Here is a 21,620-nt window from a genome sequence, read left to right on the forward strand (position 1 = left end):
CTTTCATGCCATGGGGATGGCGATGTCGGATATGGGGAAGTGCGCCAATTGCGCGCGCGCGATGGCCGGTCCCGAACAGAAGTTCTGTCCTGCGTGCGGCCAGCCGACGCCGGCGCATCGCATCGACTGGCATTTCCTGGGGCACGAGCTAGAGCACAGCGTGCTGCACATGGATCGCGGTGTCCTCTACACCTTGAAACGGCTGATGCTGCGGCCGGGGCTTCTCATCCGTGATTACATCGAAGGGCGACGCGCAGGAATCGTCAAGCCATTGCTGCTGATCATGATGACGGGCGCTGCGGCTACGGTGATGGCGCACTACGCACTGGATGGCGATGCGCTTGGGGCGTCGCTCACGGCGGGCATGGAGGCAGGAGCAGGACATCAAAGCGACATGAATGCCAAGCAGGCCGAAGCCATGGCCCGGATGGGAAAAGTGTTCGGGGTGGTCAAGGACTGGATGAATCGCCACCTGACCTTGATCACCTTGTTGTTGCTGCCGGTGCAGGCGGCTGCGTTCAAGCTGACGTTCCGACGTTTCAAGCAGATCAACTACCCGGAATGGCTCGTGATCACTTCGTTCCTGATGGCGCAGTTGTTCGTCGTATGGACGGTTTTCATGCCGCTTCAGCGCTGGTGGTCGGACGCGCAGGCAGTGATGGTGCTGGTGGCGGTGCTTCTCAACGTGTTTTCGCTGACTCAGGTCTTCCCGGGATATTCGCGATGGAAGGCCTTTCTGCGCGGCGCGGCAGGCTGGGCTATCGTCCAGGTGGTGCTGATGGTAGCCACGCTCATCGGTGCGATCGTGCTTGGTGTCCTGGTGGGCAGTGGAAGGATCCAGTTGCCGGGTTGAGGGTGGTGTCCCTCCGCTGCGCGGCCTGAAGCATGGACGTCGCGCTGAAGCGTCCGCACTCAGGAAAAGAAAAGCCCGCTTCATCGCGGGCTTTTCCGTCGAGACAGATTGCTCGAAGCAGTGACAGGGCTGCTGGATCCCGAATCTACTTCAGCGCCTTGAACCGCAGGCGATGCGGGCGCGCGCCTTCCTCGCCCAGACGACGCTTCTTGTCTTCCTCGTACTCGCGGTAGTTGCCCTGGAAGAACTCCACGTGCGAATCGCCTTCGAAGGCGAGGATGTGCGTGGCGATGCGGTCCAGGAACCAGCGGTCATGCGAAATGACGAAGGTGTTGCCGGGGAACTCCAGCAGCGCGTCTTCCAGCGCGCGCAGGGTTTCGATGTCCAGGTCGTTCGACGGTTCGTCGAGCAGCAGGACGTTGCCGCCCTGCAGCAGCGTCTTGGCCATGTGCAGGCGACCACGTTCACCGCCGGACAGCGAGCCGACCATCTTCTGCTGGTCCTGGCCCTTGAAGTTGAAGCGGCCGATGTACGCGCGCGACTGGATCTCCACGCCGTTGATGTTGAGGATGTCCAGGCCGCCCGAGATCTCCTGGAAGACGTTGTGGTTGCCTTCCAGCTTGTCGCGGCTCTGGTCGACGTAAGCCAACTGGACGGTCGGGCCCTTGACGATCTCGCCGGAGTCCGGCTTCTCCTGCCCGGTGATCATCTTGAACAGCGTCGACTTGCCGGCGCCGTTCGGACCGATGATGCCGACGATCGCGCCGCCGGGCACCAGGAAGCTGAGGTTATCGATCAGCAGGCGGTCACCGAACTTCTTGGAGACGTTCTTGAACTCGATCACCGAGTTGCCCAGGCGCTCGCCCGGCGGGATGAAGATCTCGTTGGTCTCGTTGCGGCGCTGGTAGTCGACCGACTGCAGCTCTTCCAGGCGGGCCAGGCGGGCCTTGCCCTTCGAGCGGCCGCCCTTGGCGTTCTGGCGCGACCACTCCAGTTCCTTCTGGATCGCCTTCTGGCGGGCCTTTTCCTGGTTGTCTTCCTGCTTCAGGCGTTCGTCCTTCTGCACCAGCCAGTCGGTGTAGTTGCCCTTCCACGGGATGCCGCGGCCACGGTCGAGTTCGAGGATCCACTCGGCGGCGTTGTCGAGGAAGTAGCGGTCGTGGGTCACCGCCACCACCGTGCCGGTGTAGCGGGCCAGGAACTGTTCCAGCCATTCGACGGATTCGGCATCCAGGTGGTTGGTCGGTTCGTCTAGCAGCAGCATGTCCGGCTTCTGCAGCAGCAGGCGGCACAGCGCCACGCGGCGCTTCTCGCCGCCGGACAGCTTGCCGACGATGGCGTCCCACGGCGGCAGGCGCAGCGCGTCGGCGGCCACGTCCAGCTGATTTTCCAGCGTATGTGCGTCACCGGCGGCGAGGATGGCTTCGAGGCGCTCCTGCTCCTTGGCCAGCGCGTCGAAGTCCGCGCCTTCCTCGGCGTAGGCGGCATACACTGCCTCTAGCGCGGCTTGGGCCTGCAGCACGTCGCCCACGCCTTCCTCGACGGCCTGGCGGACGGAGTGCTCGGGATTGAGTTCCGGTTCCTGCGCGAGATAGCCGACCTTGATGCCGGGCTGCGGACGGGCCTCGCCTTCGAAGTCGGTGTCCACGCCGGCCATGATCTTCAGGACCGTGGACTTGCCCGCGCCGTTCAGGCCCAGCAGGCCGATCTTCGCGCCCGGGAAGAACGACAGCGAGATGTCCTTGATGATCTGCCGCTTGGGCGGGACCACCTTGCTGACCCGGTTCATGGTGTAGATGTATTGCGAGGACATGCAGGCTCCGGTACGCAGGCCCCGGCGCCCGGCCGGGCAGCGGCGGGCGATGGGGTAAAGGGGAAGGCGGCGATTATAGCCGTTCGGGCAGGGCCGACCGGCGGCTGAATACATTTCTCCGACGCGGTTTTGACATCGTCGTAACCGTTTTCCAGCCGGAATCGGTTCAGATGTGATCGGCATGATGGGCTCACGTGCCACACAGAGGGCTTCCCCATGAACACCAAGCGTCTTTTCCAGAGCATGGCCTGCGCCGTCCTGGCCTTCGCCGTCACCGCCCCCGCGCTGGCGCGCGACGACCGCGGACATGATCGCGGCCGTTCCCATCACCATGACCGCCGCGACGACCGTCGGGATGATCGCCGCGACTGGCGCGAGGACCGCCGTGACGACCGCCGCGATCACCGCGACCAGCGCCAGGCCTACCGGCATGGCTACCACGACGGCCGCCGGGATGATCGACGCTACGATGACCGCCGCTACTACGCCCCGCCGCGCGTCGTCTACCGTCCGGCTCCCAGTTACCACCGGTGGGCCAAGGGCCAGCGGTACCGTGACTACTACCGGGGCCCGGTCTACGTGGTGAACGACTACAACCGCTACCACGTGCGTCATCCTCCCCGTGGCTACCACTGGGTGCGCGACGACCGCGGCAACCTGCTGATGGTCGCCATCGCCACCGGCATCATCGCCGACCTGCTGCTGCACCACTGAGCCAGCCGGCCGGATGTCCCCGAAAAGCGCGCTCCGGCGCGCTTTTCCTTTGCCGGGGCCCCGTGCAACAGGGTGGTCCCGGGCCGGGCGGGCTACAATCGGCCATCCCGCCCGCCCTTGCCCCCGGAGACCCGATGTTCCCGCGCGACGCCCGCATCGAAACCTACGATCCCGAACTGGCCCAGGCCATCGCCCACGAGGCGCGCCGGCAGGAGGATCACGTCGAGCTGATCGCCAGCGAGAACTACGCCAGTCCCCGCGTCCTGGAAGCCCAGGGCAGCGTGCTGACCAACAAATACGCCGAGGGCTATCCGCACAAGCGCTACTACGGCGGCTGCGAGTACGTCGACATCGCCGAGCAGCTGGCCATTGACCGCGTGAAGCAGCTCTTCGGCGCGGACTACGCCAACGTGCAGCCGCATTCCGGCTCGCAGGCCAACCAGGCGGTGTATTTCGCCCTGTTGAATCCGGGCGACACCATTCTGGGCATGAGCCTGGCCCATGGCGGTCACCTGACCCACGGCGCCAAGGTCAACGCCTCGGGCAAGCTGTTCAACGCCATCCAGTACGGCGTGAACGACCAGGGCCTGATCGATTACGACGACGTCGAGAAGCTGGCGCTGGAACACAAGCCGAAGATGGTCGTGGCGGGCTTCTCCGCCTACTCGCAGGTGGTGGACTGGGCGCGCTTCCGCGCCATCGCCGACAAGGTCGGCGCCTACTTGTTCGTGGACATGGCGCACGTGGCCGGCCTGGTCGCCGCCGGCGTCTATCCGAACCCGCTGCCGCACGCGCACGTGGTCACCTCGACCACCCACAAGACGCTGCGCGGTCCGCGTGGCGGCATCATCGTCGCCCAGGGTGCGGGCGAGGAAATCGAGAAGAAGCTGCAGAGCATCGTCTTCCCGGGCATCCAGGGCGGGCCGCTGATGCACGTCATTGCGGCCAAGGCCGTGGCCTTCAAGGAAGCGCTGGAGCCCGAGTTCAAGACCTACCAGGCGCAGGTGGTGAAGAACGCCCAGGCGATGGCGAAGACGATCATTTCCCGCGGTTACAAGATCGTGTCCGGCGGCACCGAAAACCACCTGATGCTGGTCGACATGATCGGCAAGGACGTCAGCGGCAAGGACGCGGAAGAGGCGCTGGGCAAAGCACACATCACCGTCAACAAGAACTCGGTGCCGAACGACCCGCGCAAGCCCTTCGTGACGTCCGGCCTGCGCATCGGCACGCCCGCCGTCACCACGCGCGGCTACGGCGAGCAGGACTGCATCGATCTGGCCAACTGGATCTGCGACGTGCTGGATGCGCCGAGCGACGAGGCCGTACTGGCGAAGGTGCGCGAGAACGTCACTGCGCAGTGCCGGAAGTATCCGGTTTACGGCTGATCGACGACGATGCACTGCCCCTTCTGCCAGCACACCGATACCCGTGTCATCGACTCGCGCGTGTCCGAAGACGGGGCGACGATCCGTCGCCGCCGCGAGTGCGAGGCGTGCGGGGAGCGGTTCTCCACGCTGGAGAACATCGAGATCAAGCTGCCGGCGGTCATCAAGGGCGATGGCCGCCGCGATACCTTCGATGCGCGCAAGCTGCGCGCAGGGTTCGACCGCGCACTGCAGAAGCGGCCGGTGTCCGAAGAGCAGATCGAAGCGGCAGTGCGTGCGGTGATCCACGCGATCCGCATGAGCGGCGAGCGCGAGATCGCCTCGCGCAAGATCGGCGAATTCGTCATGGGCGAGCTGCGCAAGCTGGATCACGTGGGCTACGTGCGCTTCGCGTCGGTGTACCGCAGCTTCGAGGACGTGGCCGACTTCCGCGACGAGATCGAGAAGCTGGAACGCGACCTGCCCGCCGCCGGCCAGTTGTCGCTGCTGGGTGGCGACGTGGTGCCGTTCGACAAGCACGCGGACAAGAACAAGAAGCGCTGAGCCGTGCGCATCGAGGCGATCGGGCGGCACCCGGCGTGCATCGGATCGCTCGCGCGCTGGCACCACCAGGAATGGGGTGCGCTCTACGACGACTGGACGCTGGACGCCGCCACGGCCGAACTGGCCGGCCACGCGACGCGTACGTCGGTGCCGACCACGCTGCTGCTGATGGACGGCGAGGACCTGCTGGGCTCGGTCAGCCTGCTGGTCGAGGACGCTCCGGCGCTGCAGGATCGCGGCAGCCCGTGGCTGGGCAGCCTGTTCGTATTGCCGGAAGCGCGCGGCCGTGGCGGCGGACGTGTTCTCGTCGAGGCGGCGGTCGCGCATGCCGCGCGCGAAGGCGTGGCGATGCTGCGCCTGTTCACGCTCTGGCACGAGGACTTCTATGCGTCGCTCGGCTGGCAGGTGGAAGAGCGGACGTCGCTGCACGGGACGCCGGTGGTGATCATGTCGATCAGGCCAGCGCAGCGTCTGGCGCATACTGGCGCCCCTCCCGATACCGCGTGGACGACGCATGACTGACGCCTCCTTCTCCGCCTTCGATCACCTGCACATGGCGCGCGCGCTGCGGCTGGCCGAGCGCGGCGCGTACACGACGCGGCCGAACCCGATGGTCGGCTGCGTGATCGTGCAGGGGGAACAGATCGTCGGCGAAGGCTGGCACCAGAAGGCCGGTGGTCCGCATGCGGAAGTTTTCGCGCTGCAGGCGGCGGGTGATCGCGCAAAGGGCGCGACCGCCTACGTCACGCTCGAGCCCTGCGCGCATACCGGGCGGACCGGCCCCTGCGCGGAGGCATTGGTCGCTGCTGGCGTGACGCGCGTGGTCGCCGCGATACGCGATCCATTCCCGCAGGTGGACGGCGCCGGTTTCGACCGGCTGCGCGCGGCCGGCATCGCCGTGCAGTCCGGACTGATGGAAGCGCAGGCGCGCCGGTTGAACCGCGGCTTTCTCTCGCGTGTCGAGCGCGGTCGGCCGTGGATGCGGGTGAAGCTGGCGACCAGCCTGGATGGTCGTACCGCCATGGCGAACGGCGATTCCAAGTGGATCAGCGGCGAGGCCTCGCGCCGCGACGTGATGCGCTGGCGCGCGCGCGCCGGGACCATCCTCACCGGCGCCGGCACGGTGTTGGCCGACGATCCCTCGCTGACGGTGCGCTTCGGCGACGACACCGTGTTCGACCCGCCGCTGCGCGTGGTGCTCGATCCCGGCCTGGCGACCGTGGCGCGCGGCAACGTGCGCCAAGGCGGAGCGCCGACGCTTTACGTACACACCGCGGAGGCGAAGCCGCCACGCGACGTCGACGTCCAGCGCGTGGTCGCACCGGCGACCGGCAGCAACTTCGATCTGAAGGCGGTGCTGGAACTGCTGGCCGCGCGCGGCATCAACGAAGTCCATGCCGAAGCCGGCGCGACCCTGGCCGGCGCGTTCCTGGCCGCCGGCCTGGCCGACGAAGTGCTGCTGTACGTGGCGCCGGTGTTGCTGGGCGACCTGGCCCGTCCGCTGTTCGGCGGCCTGGGCATCCAGGCGATGGCGGACCGGCTGAAGCTGGAGATTGTCGACAGCCGCATGATTGGCGAAGATCACCGCCTCCTGCTGCAACCTGCCCGCTAGAACGCCCGCCATGGTGGCCTTCAAGGATCATTTTTCCGGCGTCGCCGACGTCTACCTCGCCTCGCGCCCCACCTATCCGGAGGCGCTGTACGACGCGGTCGCGTCGGCCGTTCCCGCCAGTGCGCAGGTCTGGGAACCCGGCTGCGGCAGCGGCCAGGCCACGCGCGGACTGGCGGCGCGCTTCGCGCATGTACACGCCACCGATCCCAGTGCCGCGCAAATCGAGCGACACTGGGCGAACGGACAATCGGGCGCCAACGTCAGCCTGGAGGTCGAGCCTGCTGAAACGACCGCATTGGCCGATGGCAGCGTTGACCTGGTAGCCGTGGCGCAGGCGCTCCACTGGTTCGACCGGTACCGCTTCTTCGCCACCTGTGAGCGCGTGTTGCGCCCGGGCGGCGTGCTGGCGGCGTGGACGTACCAGGACATCATCTTCGAGGACGACCTGGCCGAGGTGGCCGAGAAGGTCCGCGACGACATCGATCCTTACTGGCCGCCGGAGCGCGCCGACGTGGACATGGGCTACGGCGACTACGTGTGGCCGTTCGAGACCATCCCCACGCCGCGGCTGTGGCTGACCGCCGAATGGAACCTGCCCACGCTGCTGGGCTATTTCGGCAGCCTGTCGGCCACGGGGAGCTACCGCGCGGCGACCGGCGAAGATCCGGTCTACGCCCACACGCCGGCGCTGGCCGAGGTCTGGGGCGACCCGCAACGGGTGCGCACCATGCGCTGGCCGCTGATCCTGCACCTGCGCCGCAAGCCGGCGGCCTGAGCCGGCGGAACGCTCCGTTCAGAGCCGCCGCTGGAGCTGGGCGTGTAAAATGCGCGGGCCGGTCCGCCGGCACACCACCAACGACGTCTTCAGGGCGGGGCGAGATTCCCCACCGGCGGTAGGTCGCCCAGCGACGAGCCCGCGAGCGCCTCGGGCGGCAAGCCAATGCCACCGCAGGGTCAGCAGATCCGGTCAGATGCCGGAGCCGACGGTCATAGTCCGGATGAAAGAAGACGGCACCGCCGAACCGCGCGCGAGCGTGGCGTCGTGCGCCTGCCTTCGCGCCCCGGAGGCGTCTCCGCCCTGCTGTCGCGAGAGACGTCCATGCCTTCCACGATGACCCGTGCTTTTTCCGTCCTCCGCCGTCCGGAGGCCTGCTGATGTTCACCGGCATCATCGAAGGCGTCGGCCGCATCGTCGTGCTGGAATCCGTGGGCGGCGATGTCCGCCTGACGGTGGCCACCGGTTCGCTTCCGTTCGATGCCGTGCAACTCGGCGAAAGCATCGCGGTGAACGGCGTATGCCTGACCGTCATCGCGTTCGACGCCGCCAGCTTCCAGGCCGACGCCTCCACCGAGACGCTGTCGTTGACCACGCTGGGTGGCCTGAAGGAAGGCGCAGTCGTGAACCTGGAGCGCGCCATGCGCCCGACCGATCGTCTCGGCGGCCATCTGGTCAGTGGCCACGTGGATGGCGTGGGTCGCGTGCTGTCCGTCCACGACGATGCCCGTGCGCAGCGCTGGCGCTTCGCCGCCCCCGCGCCGCTGCTGAAGTACATCGCGAAGAAGGGCTCGATCTGCGTCGATGGCGTCAGCCTGACCGTCAACGACGTGGATGGCGAAGGCTTCGAGGTCGCGCTGATCCCGCACACCGTCTCGCATACCGCATTCGCCGCCACCGCGGTCGGCGATGCGGTGAACCTGGAGATCGACCTGGTGGCGCGCTACGTGGAGCGCCTGCTGGGTGCGCGCTGAGTGGCGTCCGACCCGTCAATCGCACCGTCTCCCCTGCCGTCATCCCAGCGAACGCTGGGATCCACGTTGACGTTGTTACTTCGCTGCCAAGACAGACGAAGCATCAGGATCAAGATGGATCCCAGCGTTCGCTGGGATGACGATTCCCCCTCTGTTATCCGAGCACTGAAAGATGGCTTTTTCCCCGATCCCCGAACTCCTTGAAGAGATCCGCAACGGCCGCATGGTCGTCATCGTCGACGACGAGGACCGCGAGAACGAGGGCGACCTGATCATGGCCGCCGAACTGGTCAAGCCGTCGGACATCAACTTCATGGTCACCCATGCGCGCGGCCTCGTCTGCCTGTCGCTGACGCGCGAGCGCTGTGCGCAGCTGGGACTGGCCCCGATGGTGCAGACCAACACCGCGCAGTTCCACACCAACTTCACCGTCAGCATCGAGGCGGCCGAGGGCGTCACCACCGGCATTTCCGCCTACGACCGCGCGCACACCGTGCGCACGGCGGTGCGACCCGACGCGAAGCCAAGCGACCTCAGCCAGCCGGGCCACATCTTCCCGTTGATCGCACAACCGGGTGGCGTGCTGACGCGCGCCGGCCACACCGAAGCGGCCAGCGACCTGCCGCTGCTGGCCGGGCTGGAGCCGGCCGGCGTGCTGGTGGAAGTGCTGAATCCCGACGGCAGCATGGCGAGGCGCCCGCAGCTGGAAGTGTTCGCGCGCGAGCATGGGCTGAAGATGGGCTCCATCGCCGACCTGATCGCGTATCGGTTGGCCACCGAGCACACCGTCGAGCGCATCGACGCGCGCGACATCGAGACCGAATTCGGCCCGTTCCAACTGGTCACCTACCGCGACCGCATCGCCCACGACCTGCATTTCGCCCTGGTCCGCGGCACGCCCGACAAGGCCACGCCGACGCTGGTGCGCGTGCAGGTGGAGAATCCGCTGAGCGACCTGCTGCACTGGCGGCGCGACGACTTCGGCGTGCATGCCACCGACGCGTTGCGCGCGATCGCGGCCGAAGGGCAGGGCGTGATGGTGGTGCTGTCCGAGCCGCGCAGCGCCGACGCGTTGCTGGCGCGCCTGCGCAAGCAGCCCGAGGTGCAGGCCAGCGCCAAGGACGTGGGCCAGTGGCGCCGCAACGGGGCGGGCGCGCAGATCCTGGCCGACCTGGGCCTGGGCCGGTTGCGGGTGCTGGGCACGCCGCGGCGGCAGGTCGGCCTGGCCGGGTTCGGCCTCGACGTGGTCGAGTACGTCCAGCCCTGACCGGCCCCGGCAGACCGGCCGGTCGCCCCGGCTGGTAGACTTCCCCACCCCCAAGGAACCCGCCATGTCCCACTACGAAGGCGATCTGCGCGCGCCCGACGGCGCCCGCTTCGCGATCATCGCCAGCCGCTGGAATCCGCGCATCACCGATGTGCTGGTCGCCGGCGCGCGGCAGAGCCTGGCCGGCAACGGCGTGGGCGAGGATGCGATCGACGTGGTGCGCGTGCCGGGCGCCTGGGAAATCCCGCTGGTGGCTGCGCGCCTGGCTGCCTCGGGCGACCACGCGGCGATCATCACGCTGGGCTGCGTGATCCGTGGCGATACCCGCCACTATGAACATGTCGCCGACCGCTGCGCCGAGGGCCTGATGCGCGTGCAGCTCGACACCGGCGTGCCGGTGCTGAATGGCGTGCTGGCGGTGGAGCGCATCGAGGATGCGGAAGCCCGTGCCGGCGGCAGCCACGGCAACAAGGGCGAGGAAGCCGCGCTGGCCGCCATCGAGATGGCGCAGCTGCTGGAACAGTTGCCGTAACCCCAGAATCGCAGGAGCCGACGTGAGCCGACAACAACATCCCCACCGCAAGGACGGCGTCGATCCGGTCACGCGCGCACGTGCGCGCCGCCGCGCGCTGCAGGCCGTCTACGCATGGCAGATGTCGGGCGGTGAAGTCGGCCAGGTCATCGCGCAGTTCGCGCACGAGCAGGCGCACGAGATCGCCGACCTCGAGTACTTCGAAGACCTGGTGCGCGGCGTGGTCCGCCATCGCGCCTCGCTGGACGAGGCGCTGCTGCCGTTCCTCGACCGCACGGTGGAGGAAGTCGATCCCATCGAGCGTGCGGTGCTGCGCATCGCCGCCTACGAACTGATCCACCGCCTCGACGTGCCGTACCGCGTGGTGCTGAACGAGGCGATCGAAACCGCCAAGCGCTTCGGTTCCGAGCACGGGCACACCTACATCAACGGCGTGCTCGACCATGCCGCCATCGAATGGCGCCCCGCCGAGGCGCAGGCGCGCCGCTGACGTGCCGGCCGGCAACGCGCGCTTTCCAAGCGACGAACGCGATGCGCTGCTCGCGCTGAGGGGCGTCGGCCCCACCGTCGTGCAACGGCTCGAACAGATGGGTATCGCCTCGCTGCGGCAACTGGCCGCGGCGGAACCATCGGAGATCGTCGCCAGCGCGGCCGGCCTCACCGGGTCTACCTGCTGGAAGAACAGCCCGCAGGCGCGCGCGGCGATCCAGTCCGCCGTCGACTTCGCGCGATCGCGCACCTGACGCCGCCATGGGCGCTGGCGAATTCGACCTGATCGCCCGCATCCGCGCACGCGCGGGCACGCGCGACGACATCGTGCTCGGGATCGGCGACGACGCCGCGCTGCTGGCGCCGCCGCCCGGCAGGCATCTGGTGGTTACCGCCGACACCTTGAACGACGGCGTCCATTTCCCGCATGGCACGCTGCCGGCCGACCTCGGCTGGAAGGCGCTGGCGGTGAACCTGTCCGATCTCGCCTCGATGGGCGCCGAACCGGCGTGGTGCACGCTGTCGCTGTCGTTGCCGCAGGGCGATACGGCGTGGATCGACGGCTTCCTCGATGGCTTCCTTGCGCTGGCCCGTGAGCATGGCATCGTGCTGGTGGGCGGTGATACGACGCGCGGCCCGCTGTCGGTGTCGGTGACCGCGATGGGATTCGTCGATGCCGGTCGCGCGCTGCGTCGTGACGGCGCGCGCGTCGGCGATGACGTCTGGGTGACCGGGACGCTGGGCGACGCGGCCGGCGCGCTGGCGCTGCTGGAGCGTGATCCGGTCGGTGTGCTGCGTTTGCGGCTGGACCGGCCCACGCCGCGCGTGGAGGCAGGTCGCGCGCTGGTCGGGATTGCCACCGCCTGCGTCGATGTCTCCGACGGCCTGTTGGCCGACCTCGGCCACATCGTGTCGCGCAGCGGCGTGGCGGCACAGGTCGACGTCGGTGCTTTGCCGGTATCGGAGGCGCTGCGCGCGTCTTTCGATGAAGCGACACGCCTCGCCATGCAGGCCGGTGGCGGCGACGACTACGAGCTCTGCTTTACCGCACCGCCCGAAGCGCGTGCAGGCATCGATGCCGTGTCATTGCAGTTCGGTCTACGGATCACGCGCATCGGCCGCATCATGACCGGCGAGGGCGTACATCCGCTGGATGCCGATGGACGGACATGGTCACCGCCACGACGCGGTTACGACCACTTCGCGGCGCTTTGAGCCTGTTGTAGGAGCGACGTGAGTCGCGACCGTAGGTCGTCGGTGCACGTCGATCATCAGAAAGCCGGCGAGCGAGAGGCAACATGCTGTCGGTGGTCTTCTGGTCGGGCACGGTACGCGGTCGCGACTGACGTCGCTCCTACAGGGCTTCCCGCGGCGGCAATACCTTGCCCGGATTGAGAATGCCGTCGGGATCGAGCGCCACCTTCACGGCATGCATCGCGTCGAGCGTCGCCGCGCTGAACGCATCGGCCATGTAATCGCGCTTGCTCAGGCCGATACCGTGTTCGCCCGAGAGCGTGCCGTCCAGCGCCAGTACCCGTGCGAACACCTTCGGCAGCGCCGCCTGCGCACGTGCGGTTTCGTCCGCGTCGCCGTCGTCGTACATGATGTTCACGTGCAGGTTGCCGTTGCCGGCGTGGCCGAACACCACGATCGGCAGCGCAGCGTCGACCGACAGCGCTTCCATCGCCGCCACGAGGTCGGGGATGCGCGAGACCGGTACCACCACGTCCTCGTTGATCTTGCCGGGCCTGATCGTGCGCAGCGCCGGCGACAGCGCGCGCCGAGCCGCCCATAGACGGTCGCGCGCGCTGCCATCGGCGGCGACATCCAGTGCCATCATGCCGTCGCCTTCCGCGGCGTCGGCGAGCGCCTGCAACGCGTACGGCAAGGTGTCCTCGTCGCCATCGGCTTCGACCAGCAGCATGGCACCGGCCTCCGGCACGTCGCTGCCGTTGTGACGGATCAGCGCGATGGCGCTGCGGTCCATGAATTCCAGCATCGCCGGTGTCGCCGGCCGCGCCATGATGCGCGATACCGCCGCCGCCGCGGTGGCGGCGTCCCGGTAGAGCACACGCAGGCCGGCCTGCGCACGCGGTCGCGGTGCGAGTTTCAGGGTCGCTTCGACGATGATCGCGAGCGTGCCTTCGCTGCCGACGATCAGATGGGTGAGGTCGTAGCCGGTCGCATCCTTGGTGTACGCGCCGCCGCAGCGGATCAGATCGCCCGCACCGGTCACCGCGACCAGGCCGAGTACGTTGTCGCGCGCGGTGCCGTACTTCACCGCGCGTGGCCCACCCGCATTGGTGGCGAGATTGCCGCCCACGCTGCAGGCATCCGCGCTCGACGGGTCCGGCGGCCAGAACAGGCCGTGCGGCGCGAGTGCCAGCTGCAGTTCGCCATTCAGAACGCCCGGCTGCACCACCACGCAGCGATCCGCGGCGCGGATGTCGACGACGCGGTCCATGCGCGCGAACGACACCACCACGCCGCCCTGCGTCGGCACGGCGGCACCGGTCGTTCCGGTGCCCGCGCCTCGCGCGATGATCGGCACGCGATGCGAGCGACAGGCGCGCACCACCGCGACGACATCGTCCTGCGTTCGTGGCAACGCGACGGCCGCCGGCATGGCCCATCGCCGCGAATCGTCGCCGCCGAAGGGTCGGCAGGCCTCGCCGGTCAGCCAGCCGTCGCCGAGGCGGGTCGACATCGCGTCGTGCAGGGCGGAAGGAAGGTGAGCATCCATCGCGCCATTGTAGGTGTCGCCGGTCAGATCTCGTCGGCCCTGAAGGCGTCGCGGATCCAGTCGAGCTGCGGTGCGTCGGGATCGCCCTGCGCGTCGACCACGTCGAAGCGGCACGGCGCGTCGGCGAGCGCAGGATGGTCCTGGAGGAAGCGCTGCGCCGCATGCACCAGCCGGCGGCGCTTGCCGATGTCGACGGAGGCCGCGCCGCCGCCGAATGCCTGCGACTGGCGATAACGCACTTCGACGAATACCACCGCCAGTGTACCGGGCCGGAGGGCGTCCTGCATCACCAGGTCGAGTTCGCCGCCGCGGTAGTTCGCGTTGGTGGCGAGCTCCGTCAGCCCTGCGCGGAGCAGCAGTGCGCGCGCGGCGACTTCGACGGCGTGCCCGCGGGCGCGCCGGTCAACCGCCATCCGCGATCGGGGCAGGACGGCCGCCAGCGAACGTCGACCACGACGGCGTGCGCACGACGTTGCCGAAGCCGTCCAGCTGCAGGCGACCGGTGGCGCCGCGCAGCTCGGCATTCGCACCCGTCGCCAGCTTTTCCAGGTAAGCGGTCAGCAGCCACGCGTCGTAGCCGAACGCGAACAGGCGCGCGGCCGGACCGCGGGCGGTCGGCACGCGCTCGCCGGTGATGCTGGCGGCGGGCAGGGCCGGCACGCCCCGCGACGTCCACGCCTCGGTCGGGAACGCGATGCCATCCAGCGCCATGTCTTCTTCCGGCTTGCCGGTGCCCGAGGTCAGCTGCGAGGTGCCCACGCGTGTCTTGCCGCCCAGGCCGGCCAGCGCCAGTTGCGGCGTCAGCGCGCGCGCGGTGCCGCCACGCACGGCCAGGAACACCGCATCGGCGCCCTCCTGTGCGGCGGTGGCCAGCACGGCCGACAGGTCGCCCGGCGCATCCTGCACGCGGATCACGCGCGTGACCTTGCCGCCCCGCTCGGCGAAGCGTGCCGCGAACGCCTGCGAGGCGCGGCGGCCGTTGTCGTCGCTGCCTTCGATGACCAGCGCCGCACGACGCTCGCGCGCGAACAGGTATTCCGCCGCGGCCAGGCCGTCGTCTTCGGGTGCCAGCGAGAATCCGGCATTGCCTTCCGGCACGGCCACCGTGCCGCGGTTCAGCACCAGCAGCGGCGTGGCCAGCTGCGGCTGCTGGAACAGCGCGCTCACTTCATCGCGGCCAAGCGGGCCGATCACGAAATCGGCGCCCTCGGCGGCAGCACGCGCGTAGGCGGCGGTCGCGCCCGCGGCGGTGCCGGTGGTGTCGTAGAACTGGATATCGGGACGGCGACGGCGTTCGCCGTAGTAGCCCGCCAGCAGACCATCGCGAACGGGCGCGGCGGCGGTGGCGAGGTTGCCCGACAGCGGCAGCAGCACGGCCAGTTTCATCGGTGGACGGTAGCCGTCGGATTCGGCCGGCGGACGATTGCCTGCGTCGAAGCGCCACCGCGTGCCGCGATCGAACGGGCGCGGCAGCGGCAGGCCGCGGCGTTGCAGCGCGCGACCTGCGAAGTTGTACAGCGGGTCCCCGGACGGCAGCGCGGCGGCATCCCGGGTCAGGGTGGCGTCGTCGAGCGTTGCCAGCAGGCGGTCGATCTCGCGGGCGTTGTCGCTGCGGGCCTGCCCACTGAGGGCGGCATCCTGGCGGGCCAGGGTGGCGGCATTGGCGAACGCGGGCGCGAAACGCGCCGCCGACGTGGCAGGGCCTGCGCCCGGCGTGGTCGCGCAGCTGGCCAGCAGGGCCACCAGCAGCAGGGCCACGAGGGTCCGTGCGGGACGGAGGCGTGCGGAAAGCGTGCGTGCGACAGGCAGGTCCAAGGGCATCGTCGATGTTCAGGCAGGGGAACCGGCTACGATTCTACCCCCAGCCACCGAGCCCCACTGGAATGCCAGCCGGAACCCTGTTCATCGTCGCCACCCCGATCGGCAACCTGGGCGACCTGACGCCACGTGCGCTGGAGACCCTGCGTGGCGTGGCGGCGATCTGCGCGGAGGACACCCGTCGCAGCGGCCAGCTGATGGCGCACTTCGGGGTGTCCACACCGTTGATCGCCCTGCACGAGCACAACGAGGACGCGCTGGCCCAGCGCGTGGTCGAGCGCCTGCTGGCCGGCGACTCGCTGGCGCTGGTCAGCGACGCCGGCACGCCACTGGTCAGCGACCCCGGCTTCCGCCTGGTCCGCGCTGCGCGCGCGGCGGGCATCAAGGTCAGTCCTCTGCCGGGCGCGTGTGCCGCCATCGCCGCACTGAGCGTGGCCGGGCTGCCCAGCGATCGCTTCACCTTCGAAGGCTTCCTGCCCGCCAAGGCCTCGGCGCGGCGCGAACAGCTGCAGCGGCTGGCGGGCGAGACGCGCACGCTGGTGTTCTACGAATCCTCGCACCGCATCACCGAATCGCTGGCCGACATGCGCACCGCCTTCGGCGACGACCGCCCCGCGGTGCTGGCGCGCGAACTGACCAAGCTGTTCGAAACCGTCATGGACGGCACGCTGTCCGAGCTGCAGGCGCGCGTCGAGGCCGATGACAACCAGCGCAAGGGCGAGTTCGTCGTGATGGTGCAGGGGACCGCCGACGACGAGGCAGCGCAACTGGTGGAAGGTCGTCGCGTCTACGCGCTGCTCAACGCGCACCTGCCGCCGTCCGCCGCCGCGAAACTGGCGGCGGAGATCACCGGCGCGCCGAGAAAGGAGTTGTATGGCGCGCGATAGTGGGCCTTGTTGGCTGGACTCGGATGAAAGGGGATGAAGATGAGATTGCGTGAACGGCTCACGGCGGCAGCCGCAATGCTGGTCGTCGTGGCGGCATCGCCCGCTGCGATCGCGTGGACCCAGCCGGACGCCCGCGAGCGTTTCGGCGTGCTGGTGGCGGAGAGCCAGAAGGCCGACGACGCGCTCAATCCCCTGCGCCTGGCCAAGCGTGGCCTGCCCCCGACCGGGGCCGTTTTCGTCGACCCCCAGGGCGAGGCCTTTGCCCGGCAGTTGGCGGCCAACAAGCGTGCCGAGCTATCGGGCCTGGCCGGCATAGACCGCGCCTCCCTGGCCGAGAAGGACCAGATTGCCTACGACGCGTTCCGCTACCAGGCCGAGCAGGCGCTCGGCGACATCGACAGCGGCATCCACGCGACCCGCAACCTGGTGCCGTTGAACGCCTCCTTCGGCTTGCACGTCGAGTTCCCGGACTACCTGTCGGGCGTCCGCTTCAAGACGGTGGAAGACTACGAACGGGGGCTGGCGCAGCTCAAGGGATTCGCCGACTTCATGGACAGCACGGTGGATCGCCTGGAGCAGGGGATGGCCCAGGGCTACCGCCAGCCCAAGGTCGTGGTGAACAACGTGCTGGGGCAGGTCGAGGCTTTCCTCAGTCTGCCGGTGGAGCAGAATCCCTTCTATTCGCCGGTCACGCATTTCCCCGACGCCATGGGGCCGGAAGATCGCGCACGTCTGGAGGCCGCCTATCGCCGGACCATCGATGACCGCGCCACTCCAGCCTACGAGCGATGGCGCACGTTCCTGCGCGAACGCTATCTGCCGCGCGCCACCGATGGCGCAGGCCTGTGGGCGATGAAGGACGGCGAGCGGGTCTATGCGTCCCTGCTGGCCAAACACACCACCACCACGATGAGCGCGCAGCAGATCCACCAGCTCGGCGTCGCCGAAGTAGCCAGGATCCGCGCCGCGATGGAACAGGCGCGCCAGGCGACCGGCTTCGACGGCGACCTGCCGGCCTTCTTCGAACACGTCCGCACCGGGCCCCAGTTCTACTATTCCAAACCGGAAGACCTCGTCGACCACTTCGAACGGATCGAAAAAAAGGTCTGGGAGCGGATGCCTGAACTGTTCTCGCGTCGTCCGCGTGCGGCATTCGAGCTGCGTCCGCTGCCGGCACTCGGGGACCAGAGGGGCACGGGCTATTACCGCGCCGGTCCGCCGGACGCGTCGGAGCCGGGTGTCCTGTACTTCAACATGGCCATGTTGAACACGCGTCCCATCCCGACCCTGGAGACGTTACAGCTGCACGAAGGCGTGCCGGGCCACCACTACCAGATCTCGCTGGTCCAGGAGGACGAGCGCCTGCCGGAGCTGTTGCGTTTCGGGCAGGTCCCGGCCACCGCGTACACAGAGGGCTGGGGCCTGTATGCCGAGTCGCTGGGCCAGGAACTGGGCATGTTCACCGACCCCTACCAATGGTTCGGCCATCTGGACATGGAAATGCTGCGCGCCGTGCGCCTGGTCGTCGACACCGGTATCCATGCCTTGAAATGGGACCGTCAACGCGCGATCGACTACATGCTGGCCAACACCTCCATGGCCCCGCGCGACGTGGCGGTCGAGATCGACCGCTACATCACCAATCCGGGCCAGGCCTGCGCCTACAAGGTAGGCGAGCTGAAGTTCCAGGAACTGCGGCGGCGTGCGACCCGGCGCCTGGGTCCGGATTTCGACATCCGCCGTTTCCACGACCAGGTGCTGGACACCGGTGCCCTGCCGCTAGATGTGCTGGAAGCCAAGATCGACCGCTGGCTGATGTCGAGCGGGGCAGTGAAGTAGGCCCTGAGCGTGTGTCCTGTTCGGAGATGCTGTCTGATCTCATTCTGCGTTTCGCCCTCTCGGCACGGGAGGCTCGTGACGCCTTGCTTTGGAGGTGCACCTGATGCGTCGTCGTGAACTGCTGGTCGGCGCCGTGGCGCTCGGCATGACGTGGCCTCTGGCCGCGCGCATGGCCAGTTCGATTCCTGTCTCCGACACGACGGGGGATGCACCCGCCGAGGACGTCCGTCTGGCGGACCTGCTGCAACGCCACGCCCAAGCACTGCAGGCAGAGGAGGGTGGGCCGGACCGTCTGGCCGATTATTCGCTGGCCGCACGCGCGCGTCACCGACAGGCGACGGCGCGGCGCCTGGATGAACTGAGGGGGATCGACCGTGCCGCACTTTCGGCCGCCGCTTCCCTGGACTACGACACGGCCCGCTTCGTCTACGAGACGATGGCAGACCAGTACGGACGCTACGGCTTCTCCGACCTCAACCTGCGACCCAGCCCCTATGTCGTCAGCCAGATGAACGGTGCCTACTTCTGGCTGCCAGACGGCATCGGCGGACGCTCGCCCATGAAGGACGCGGAAGATGCCGACCGCTATCTGGACAGGCTGGGCCAGTTTGCCGTGGCCTTGGACCAGGAGACCGAACAGATCCGCCACGACGCGGGCCTGGGTGTCATCCCCCCTGACTTCATCCTGGCCAAGACCCTGAAGCAGCTCGCGACCTTGCGCGATGCTGCGCCGACCCGCAATGCACTGACGACGTCGGCGCTCGCGCGTGCACGCGATGGCGGTATTGCCGATCTGGACCGACGCGCCTCGGCGATCTTCGTCGAGCGTATCGTGCCTGCCCTGCAACGCCAGAGCGAGGCGCTCGCGGTCTTGCTGCCCCGCGCCGACGATCGGGCGGGCATCTGGGCCAAGCCCGATGGTGAGGCCTACTACGCCTCGGCTCTGCATTCGAACACCACGGCCCGCCATGCACCGGGCGACTTGCATCAACTTGGCCTGGCCTGGGTGGCGGAACTGTCCGCCGAGATCGATCGGCTGCTGCGTGCACAGGGGCTGGCCCGCGGATCGGTGGGCGAGCGCATGGCCGCCCTGGATCGCGATCCGCGCTTCCTCAAGCCTGATACGGACGCGGGGCGCCAAGCGATCATCGACTACGCCAGCGCACACCTGGATCGGATCAAGGGCCTGCTGCCGCGTGGTTTCCACGTGATTCCGGACCGACCGGTCGAGGTGCAGCGTGTCTCGCCCGCGATCCAGGACGGCGCGCCGGGTGCCTTCTACAGCGCCAGCAGCGACCCCGCCCAGCCCTCGATCATCTACCTCAACCTGCGCTCGGTCGCGGAGAACGCTCTGTGGCGCATCCCGACCCTGCTGCACCATGAAGGGATACCCGGGCACCATTTCCAGGACAGTGTGCTGCGCGGGGCGGGTGGACTGTCCCTGTTCCGGCGAACGGTGCGTTTCTCGGCCTGGACCGAGGGTTGGGCCCTGTATGCCGAACAATTGGCGGATGAGGTCGGTGCCTATGAGAGTGATCCGGTCGGGCGTATCGGCTATCTGCAGGGCCAGCTGTTCCGTGCCTGCCGCGTCGTCGTCGACACAGGCATCCACCACGCGCGCTGGACCCGCCAACAGGCCATCGACTGGATGGTGGCCAACGCTGGCGAGCATCCCGACGCTGCCGAGCGCGAGATCGACCGCTATTGCGTTTACCCGGGGCAGGCGTGCAGTTTCATGGTGGGCAAGCAACAGATAGTGACTACGCGCGAGAAGACCCGACAGCGCCTGGGGACGCGGTTCGACGCACGCGCCTACAACGACTTCATCCTGGCTTCTGGCCCGCTTCCGATGGAAGTCCTCGATGGGGCAGCGGCGCTGATGGCTGGAGTCACCTGAGCGCCGCGACATGAAAGCGGGTGAATGAGATCGCTGAGCCTGCAAGGGTGGTGGCAGATCATCGGCCAGGTGAATCGTGTGGCGGTGAGCCGCGCATGCGACAATGCCCGCGGCGGAGCCGGCCAGACAGTCGCGTCATTGGAAACAATGCCGAGGAAAGTCCGGGCTCCACAGGGCACGGTGCCAGGTAACGCCTGGGCGGCGCGAGCCGACGGAAAGTGCAACAGAAAGATACCGCCTAAGACTGCTTCGGCAGGACGGCAAGGGTGAAATGGTGCGGTAAGAGCGCACCGCGAGTCCGGCAACGGACCGGCACGGCAAACCCCACCGGGAGCAAGACCAAATAGGGAGGCTATGCTGCAGCCCGCAGTGTCTCCGGGTAGGTTGCTTGAGCGTAACGGTGACGTTGCGCCTAGAGGAATGACTGTCCACGACAGAACCCGGCTTACCGGCCGGCTCCGCCGCTTTCCAAAGCGCCATCGGCGCTTTGGAAAGCCCCAAGGTTTGCGGCGCAAACCTTGGGCCCCAGGCCGTTGGCCTCCATACCCCCGCTCGCGCTTCGCGCTCGCCGCCCCCTGACTCAGGGGGCGGGTAAAGCAGCGCAGGGACACGTCTCTTGTGGGAGCGACGTGAGTCGCGATCGCGGCGTTTCAGCTGTCGGGCGCTCGTTACGCACCAGCCCCGATCCTCAGCGTCGTCTCCCCCTCAAACACCCCCTCCGGCCCGAATCTGCGCTCGCTGATCCAGCCGTGGCCGGCATGGTCGACGGCGATCAGGGTGCTGGCGCGGGTGCCATAGCGCTCGCCGCGGATGAAGGCGGGGGACAGCATGCGCTCGAGGTCGATGCCGACGCCCGTGTCGGGCAGGTGCTCATCCGGCGCAGGGGTCTCGTCCGTCAGCGCGGCCCACAACGGCCCCACATCGTCCCTCTCCGATGCCACCCAGCCGGCCAGCCGTTCCTTCAACGCCATCGTCTTCGGCCAGGGCTCGTCGAGGTCGCCGTTGGACAGGGCATGCACTCCGGGCGCGAGCGTGATCCGGCGCGGCGTCGGGTAGTTGCTGAGGTATTCGCAGTCCGTCTCGTCGGCCAGCAGCAGGTTGAAGGGGGCGAACACTTCCGCGGCCACCAGCAGTCCGGTCGCCCGGTGGTCCACGCTGTCCGGTGATTGCAGGAACCCCGCCGGCAACTGGCCGCGGGAGGGAGCGCCCGGCACCTGGATGGCCGGGTCGCGCACGTTGGTCACCACCGCCACCCGGCCACCGGCCTCGACGCCTGCCCAGGTGCCACCCGATTGCAGATCCTGCCCCGCCATCAGGTGCGGCGACATCGCCCAGTGGGCGAGCGGGGCGGTGGGGCGGGCATGGAACTCGTCGCGGTTGCCGGCCAATAGCAGGCGCCAGCGCGGGTGGACCTTCCAGGCGAGGGCAACGAGGCACATGGGCCGATTCTGGCCCCCCGGTTTGCGCAGTTCCACT

General features: G+C 68.3%; 20 protein-coding genes, 1 other RNA gene, 1 pseudogene and 1 riboswitch. Of the genes and pseudogenes, 17 read left to right on the top strand and 5 right to left on the bottom strand.

Annotated features, from left to right (window positions below):
• Positions 1 to 10: 10 nt before the first annotated feature.
• Positions 11 to 853 (top strand): DUF3667 domain-containing protein, encoded by an 843-nt coding sequence (locus CSC78_RS05095; protein ID WP_162336822.1) that lies wholly within the window; start codon positions 11 to 13, stop codon positions 851 to 853.
• Between the two features lie 145 nt (positions 854 to 998).
• On the opposite strand, the gene ettA is transcribed toward CSC78_RS05095, so the two are convergent.
• A complete protein-coding gene (gene ettA / locus CSC78_RS05100) occupies positions 999 to 2,666 on the bottom strand; it encodes an energy-dependent translational throttle protein EttA (protein ID WP_162336823.1) in 1,668 nt (555 codons plus the stop codon).
• A 216-nt stretch (positions 2,667 to 2,882) separates the two neighbouring features.
• On the opposite strand from ettA, the gene CSC78_RS05105 reads away from it, so the two are divergent.
• The 12 genes from CSC78_RS05105 to thiL all read left to right on the top strand — a co-directional run bounded on the left by CSC78_RS05105 (position 2,883) and on the right by thiL (position 12,175).
• Positions 2,883 to 3,380, top strand: coding sequence for an RcnB family protein (locus CSC78_RS05105; RefSeq protein WP_162336824.1), 498 nt, complete (start codon positions 2,883 to 2,885; stop codon positions 3,378 to 3,380).
• A gap of 134 nt (positions 3,381 to 3,514) precedes the next feature.
• Positions 3,515 to 4,768: a serine hydroxymethyltransferase gene (glyA, locus tag CSC78_RS05110; RefSeq protein WP_162336825.1), complete on the top strand. Its 1,254-nt coding sequence runs from the start codon at positions 3,515 to 3,517 to the stop codon at positions 4,766 to 4,768.
• 9 nt (positions 4,769 to 4,777) lie between these two features.
• On the top strand, positions 4,778 to 5,311 hold the full coding sequence (nrdR, locus tag CSC78_RS05115) for a transcriptional regulator NrdR (RefSeq protein ID WP_162336826.1): 534 nt from the start codon (positions 4,778 to 4,780) through the stop codon (positions 5,309 to 5,311).
• Positions 5,312 to 5,314: 3 nt separating this feature from the next.
• Positions 5,315 to 5,833, top strand: a complete 519-nt coding sequence (locus CSC78_RS05120; protein WP_162336827.1) for a GNAT family N-acetyltransferase — start codon at positions 5,315 to 5,317, stop codon at positions 5,831 to 5,833.
• Positions 5,826 to 6,923, top strand: a complete 1,098-nt coding sequence (gene ribD, locus CSC78_RS05125) for a bifunctional diaminohydroxyphosphoribosylaminopyrimidine deaminase/5-amino-6-(5-phosphoribosylamino)uracil reductase RibD (RefSeq protein ID WP_162336828.1) — start codon at positions 5,826 to 5,828, stop codon at positions 6,921 to 6,923. Before CSC78_RS05120 ends, ribD begins: the two co-directional genes overlap by 8 nt.
• Positions 6,924 to 6,933: 10 nt before the next feature.
• Positions 6,934 to 7,698, top strand: coding sequence for a class I SAM-dependent methyltransferase (locus CSC78_RS05130; RefSeq protein ID WP_162336829.1), 765 nt, complete (start codon positions 6,934 to 6,936; stop codon positions 7,696 to 7,698).
• Positions 7,699 to 7,779: 81 nt separating this feature from the next.
• Positions 7,780 to 7,937: riboswitch (FMN riboswitch) on the top strand.
• Between the two features lie 141 nt (positions 7,938 to 8,078).
• The gene (locus CSC78_RS05135; protein WP_162336830.1) at positions 8,079 to 8,672 is read left to right on the top strand and encodes a riboflavin synthase; all 594 of its coding nucleotides are present in this window, start codon (positions 8,079 to 8,081) and stop codon (positions 8,670 to 8,672) included.
• A gap of 172 nt (positions 8,673 to 8,844) precedes the next feature.
• Positions 8,845 to 9,939 (top strand): 3,4-dihydroxy-2-butanone-4-phosphate synthase, encoded by a 1,095-nt coding sequence (gene ribB, locus CSC78_RS05140; RefSeq protein ID WP_162336831.1) that lies wholly within the window; start codon positions 8,845 to 8,847, stop codon positions 9,937 to 9,939.
• 64 nt (positions 9,940 to 10,003) lie between these two features.
• Complete coding sequence (gene ribH / locus CSC78_RS05145) at positions 10,004 to 10,471, top strand: 6,7-dimethyl-8-ribityllumazine synthase (protein ID WP_162336832.1); 468 nt, start codon at positions 10,004 to 10,006, stop codon at positions 10,469 to 10,471.
• Between the two features lie 22 nt (positions 10,472 to 10,493).
• Positions 10,494 to 10,961 carry a transcription antitermination factor NusB gene (nusB, locus tag CSC78_RS05150; RefSeq protein ID WP_238391162.1) on the top strand — a complete coding sequence of 156 codons (468 nt, stop codon included), beginning with the start codon at positions 10,494 to 10,496 and terminating at the stop codon, positions 10,959 to 10,961.
• A gap of 1 nt (position 10,962) precedes the next feature.
• A complete protein-coding gene (locus CSC78_RS05155; RefSeq protein ID WP_162336834.1) occupies positions 10,963 to 11,214 on the top strand; it encodes a helix-hairpin-helix domain-containing protein in 252 nt (83 codons plus the stop codon).
• Positions 11,215 to 11,221: 7 nt separating this feature from the next.
• Entirely contained in the window at positions 11,222 to 12,175 is a 954-nt protein-coding gene (thiL, locus tag CSC78_RS05160) for a thiamine-phosphate kinase (protein ID WP_162336835.1), read from the top strand.
• A gap of 139 nt (positions 12,176 to 12,314) precedes the next feature.
• On the opposite strand, the gene CSC78_RS05165 is transcribed toward thiL, so the two are convergent.
• The 3 genes and pseudogenes from CSC78_RS05165 to CSC78_RS05175 form a co-directional block, all read right to left on the bottom strand.
• Positions 12,315 to 13,703 (bottom strand): FAD-binding oxidoreductase, encoded by a 1,389-nt coding sequence (locus CSC78_RS05165; RefSeq protein ID WP_162336836.1) that lies wholly within the window; start codon positions 13,701 to 13,703, stop codon positions 12,315 to 12,317.
• A 23-nt stretch (positions 13,704 to 13,726) separates the two neighbouring features.
• Positions 13,727 to 14,116: a YraN family protein gene (locus CSC78_RS05170; protein WP_162336837.1), complete on the bottom strand. Its 390-nt coding sequence runs from the start codon at positions 14,114 to 14,116 to the stop codon at positions 13,727 to 13,729.
• Positions 14,106 to 15,371 (bottom strand): annotated as a pseudogene (locus tag CSC78_RS05175) (penicillin-binding protein activator); the annotation flags it as partial. The pseudogene CSC78_RS05175 and the gene CSC78_RS05170, both read right to left, overlap by 11 nt.
• Positions 15,372 to 15,586: 215 nt before the next feature.
• On the opposite strand from CSC78_RS05175, the gene rsmI reads away from it, so the two are divergent.
• The 4 genes from rsmI to rnpB all read left to right on the top strand — a co-directional run bounded on the left by rsmI (position 15,587) and on the right by rnpB (position 20,608).
• A complete protein-coding gene (gene rsmI / locus CSC78_RS05180) occupies positions 15,587 to 16,408 on the top strand; it encodes a 16S rRNA (cytidine(1402)-2'-O)-methyltransferase (RefSeq protein ID WP_162336839.1) in 822 nt (273 codons plus the stop codon).
• A 39-nt stretch (positions 16,409 to 16,447) separates the two neighbouring features.
• Positions 16,448 to 18,247, top strand: a complete 1,800-nt coding sequence (locus CSC78_RS05185) for a DUF885 domain-containing protein (protein ID WP_162336840.1) — start codon at positions 16,448 to 16,450, stop codon at positions 18,245 to 18,247.
• 103 nt (positions 18,248 to 18,350) lie between these two features.
• Positions 18,351 to 20,144, top strand: coding sequence for a DUF885 domain-containing protein (locus tag CSC78_RS05190; protein ID WP_202924121.1), 1,794 nt, complete (start codon positions 18,351 to 18,353; stop codon positions 20,142 to 20,144).
• Positions 20,145 to 20,258: 114 nt separating this feature from the next.
• Positions 20,259 to 20,608: RNase P RNA component class A (gene rnpB / locus CSC78_RS05195), an RNA gene on the top strand.
• A gap of 204 nt (positions 20,609 to 20,812) precedes the next feature.
• Here the strand turns inward: rnpB and CSC78_RS05200 are convergent.
• On the bottom strand, positions 20,813 to 21,583 hold the full coding sequence (locus CSC78_RS05200; RefSeq protein ID WP_162336842.1) for an NRDE family protein: 771 nt from the start codon (positions 21,581 to 21,583) through the stop codon (positions 20,813 to 20,815).
• Positions 21,584 to 21,620: the final 37 nt, after the last annotated feature.

It is taken from the genome of Pseudoxanthomonas japonensis, assembly GCF_010093445.1.
Taxonomy (GTDB): domain Bacteria; phylum Pseudomonadota; class Gammaproteobacteria; order Xanthomonadales; family Xanthomonadaceae; genus Pseudoxanthomonas_A; species Pseudoxanthomonas_A japonensis.

What these genes read in the sequence shown, in the direction of transcription:
- CSC78_RS05095 (WP_162336822.1), top strand. Translation starts at nt 11, where the DNA reads ATGGGGATGGCGATGTCGGATATGGGGAAGTGCGCCAATTGCGCGCGC.
- ettA (WP_162336823.1), bottom strand. Translation starts at nt 2,666, where the DNA reads ATGTCCTCGCAATACATCTACACCATGAACCGGGTCAGCAAGGTGGTC.
- CSC78_RS05105 (WP_162336824.1), top strand. Translation starts at nt 2,883, where the DNA reads ATGAACACCAAGCGTCTTTTCCAGAGCATGGCCTGCGCCGTCCTGGCC.
- glyA (WP_162336825.1), top strand. Translation starts at nt 3,515, where the DNA reads ATGTTCCCGCGCGACGCCCGCATCGAAACCTACGATCCCGAACTGGCC.
- nrdR (WP_162336826.1), top strand. Translation starts at nt 4,778, where the DNA reads ATGCACTGCCCCTTCTGCCAGCACACCGATACCCGTGTCATCGACTCG.
- ribD (WP_162336828.1), top strand. Translation starts at nt 5,826, where the DNA reads ATGACTGACGCCTCCTTCTCCGCCTTCGATCACCTGCACATGGCGCGC.
- CSC78_RS05130 (WP_162336829.1), top strand. Translation starts at nt 6,934, where the DNA reads ATGGTGGCCTTCAAGGATCATTTTTCCGGCGTCGCCGACGTCTACCTC.
- CSC78_RS05135 (WP_162336830.1), top strand. Translation starts at nt 8,079, where the DNA reads ATGTTCACCGGCATCATCGAAGGCGTCGGCCGCATCGTCGTGCTGGAA.
- ribB (WP_162336831.1), top strand. Translation starts at nt 8,845, where the DNA reads ATGGCTTTTTCCCCGATCCCCGAACTCCTTGAAGAGATCCGCAACGGC.
- ribH (WP_162336832.1), top strand. Translation starts at nt 10,004, where the DNA reads ATGTCCCACTACGAAGGCGATCTGCGCGCGCCCGACGGCGCCCGCTTC.
- thiL (WP_162336835.1), top strand. Translation starts at nt 11,222, where the DNA reads ATGGGCGCTGGCGAATTCGACCTGATCGCCCGCATCCGCGCACGCGCG.
- CSC78_RS05165 (WP_162336836.1), bottom strand. Translation starts at nt 13,703, where the DNA reads ATGGATGCTCACCTTCCTTCCGCCCTGCACGACGCGATGTCGACCCGC.
- CSC78_RS05170 (WP_162336837.1), bottom strand. Translation starts at nt 14,116, where the DNA reads ATGGCGGTTGACCGGCGCGCCCGCGGGCACGCCGTCGAAGTCGCCGCG.
- rsmI (WP_162336839.1), top strand. Translation starts at nt 15,587, where the DNA reads ATGCCAGCCGGAACCCTGTTCATCGTCGCCACCCCGATCGGCAACCTG.
- CSC78_RS05185 (WP_162336840.1), top strand. Translation starts at nt 16,448, where the DNA reads ATGAGATTGCGTGAACGGCTCACGGCGGCAGCCGCAATGCTGGTCGTC.
- CSC78_RS05190 (WP_202924121.1), top strand. Translation starts at nt 18,351, where the DNA reads ATGCGTCGTCGTGAACTGCTGGTCGGCGCCGTGGCGCTCGGCATGACG.
- CSC78_RS05200 (WP_162336842.1), bottom strand. Translation starts at nt 21,583, where the DNA reads ATGTGCCTCGTTGCCCTCGCCTGGAAGGTCCACCCGCGCTGGCGCCTG.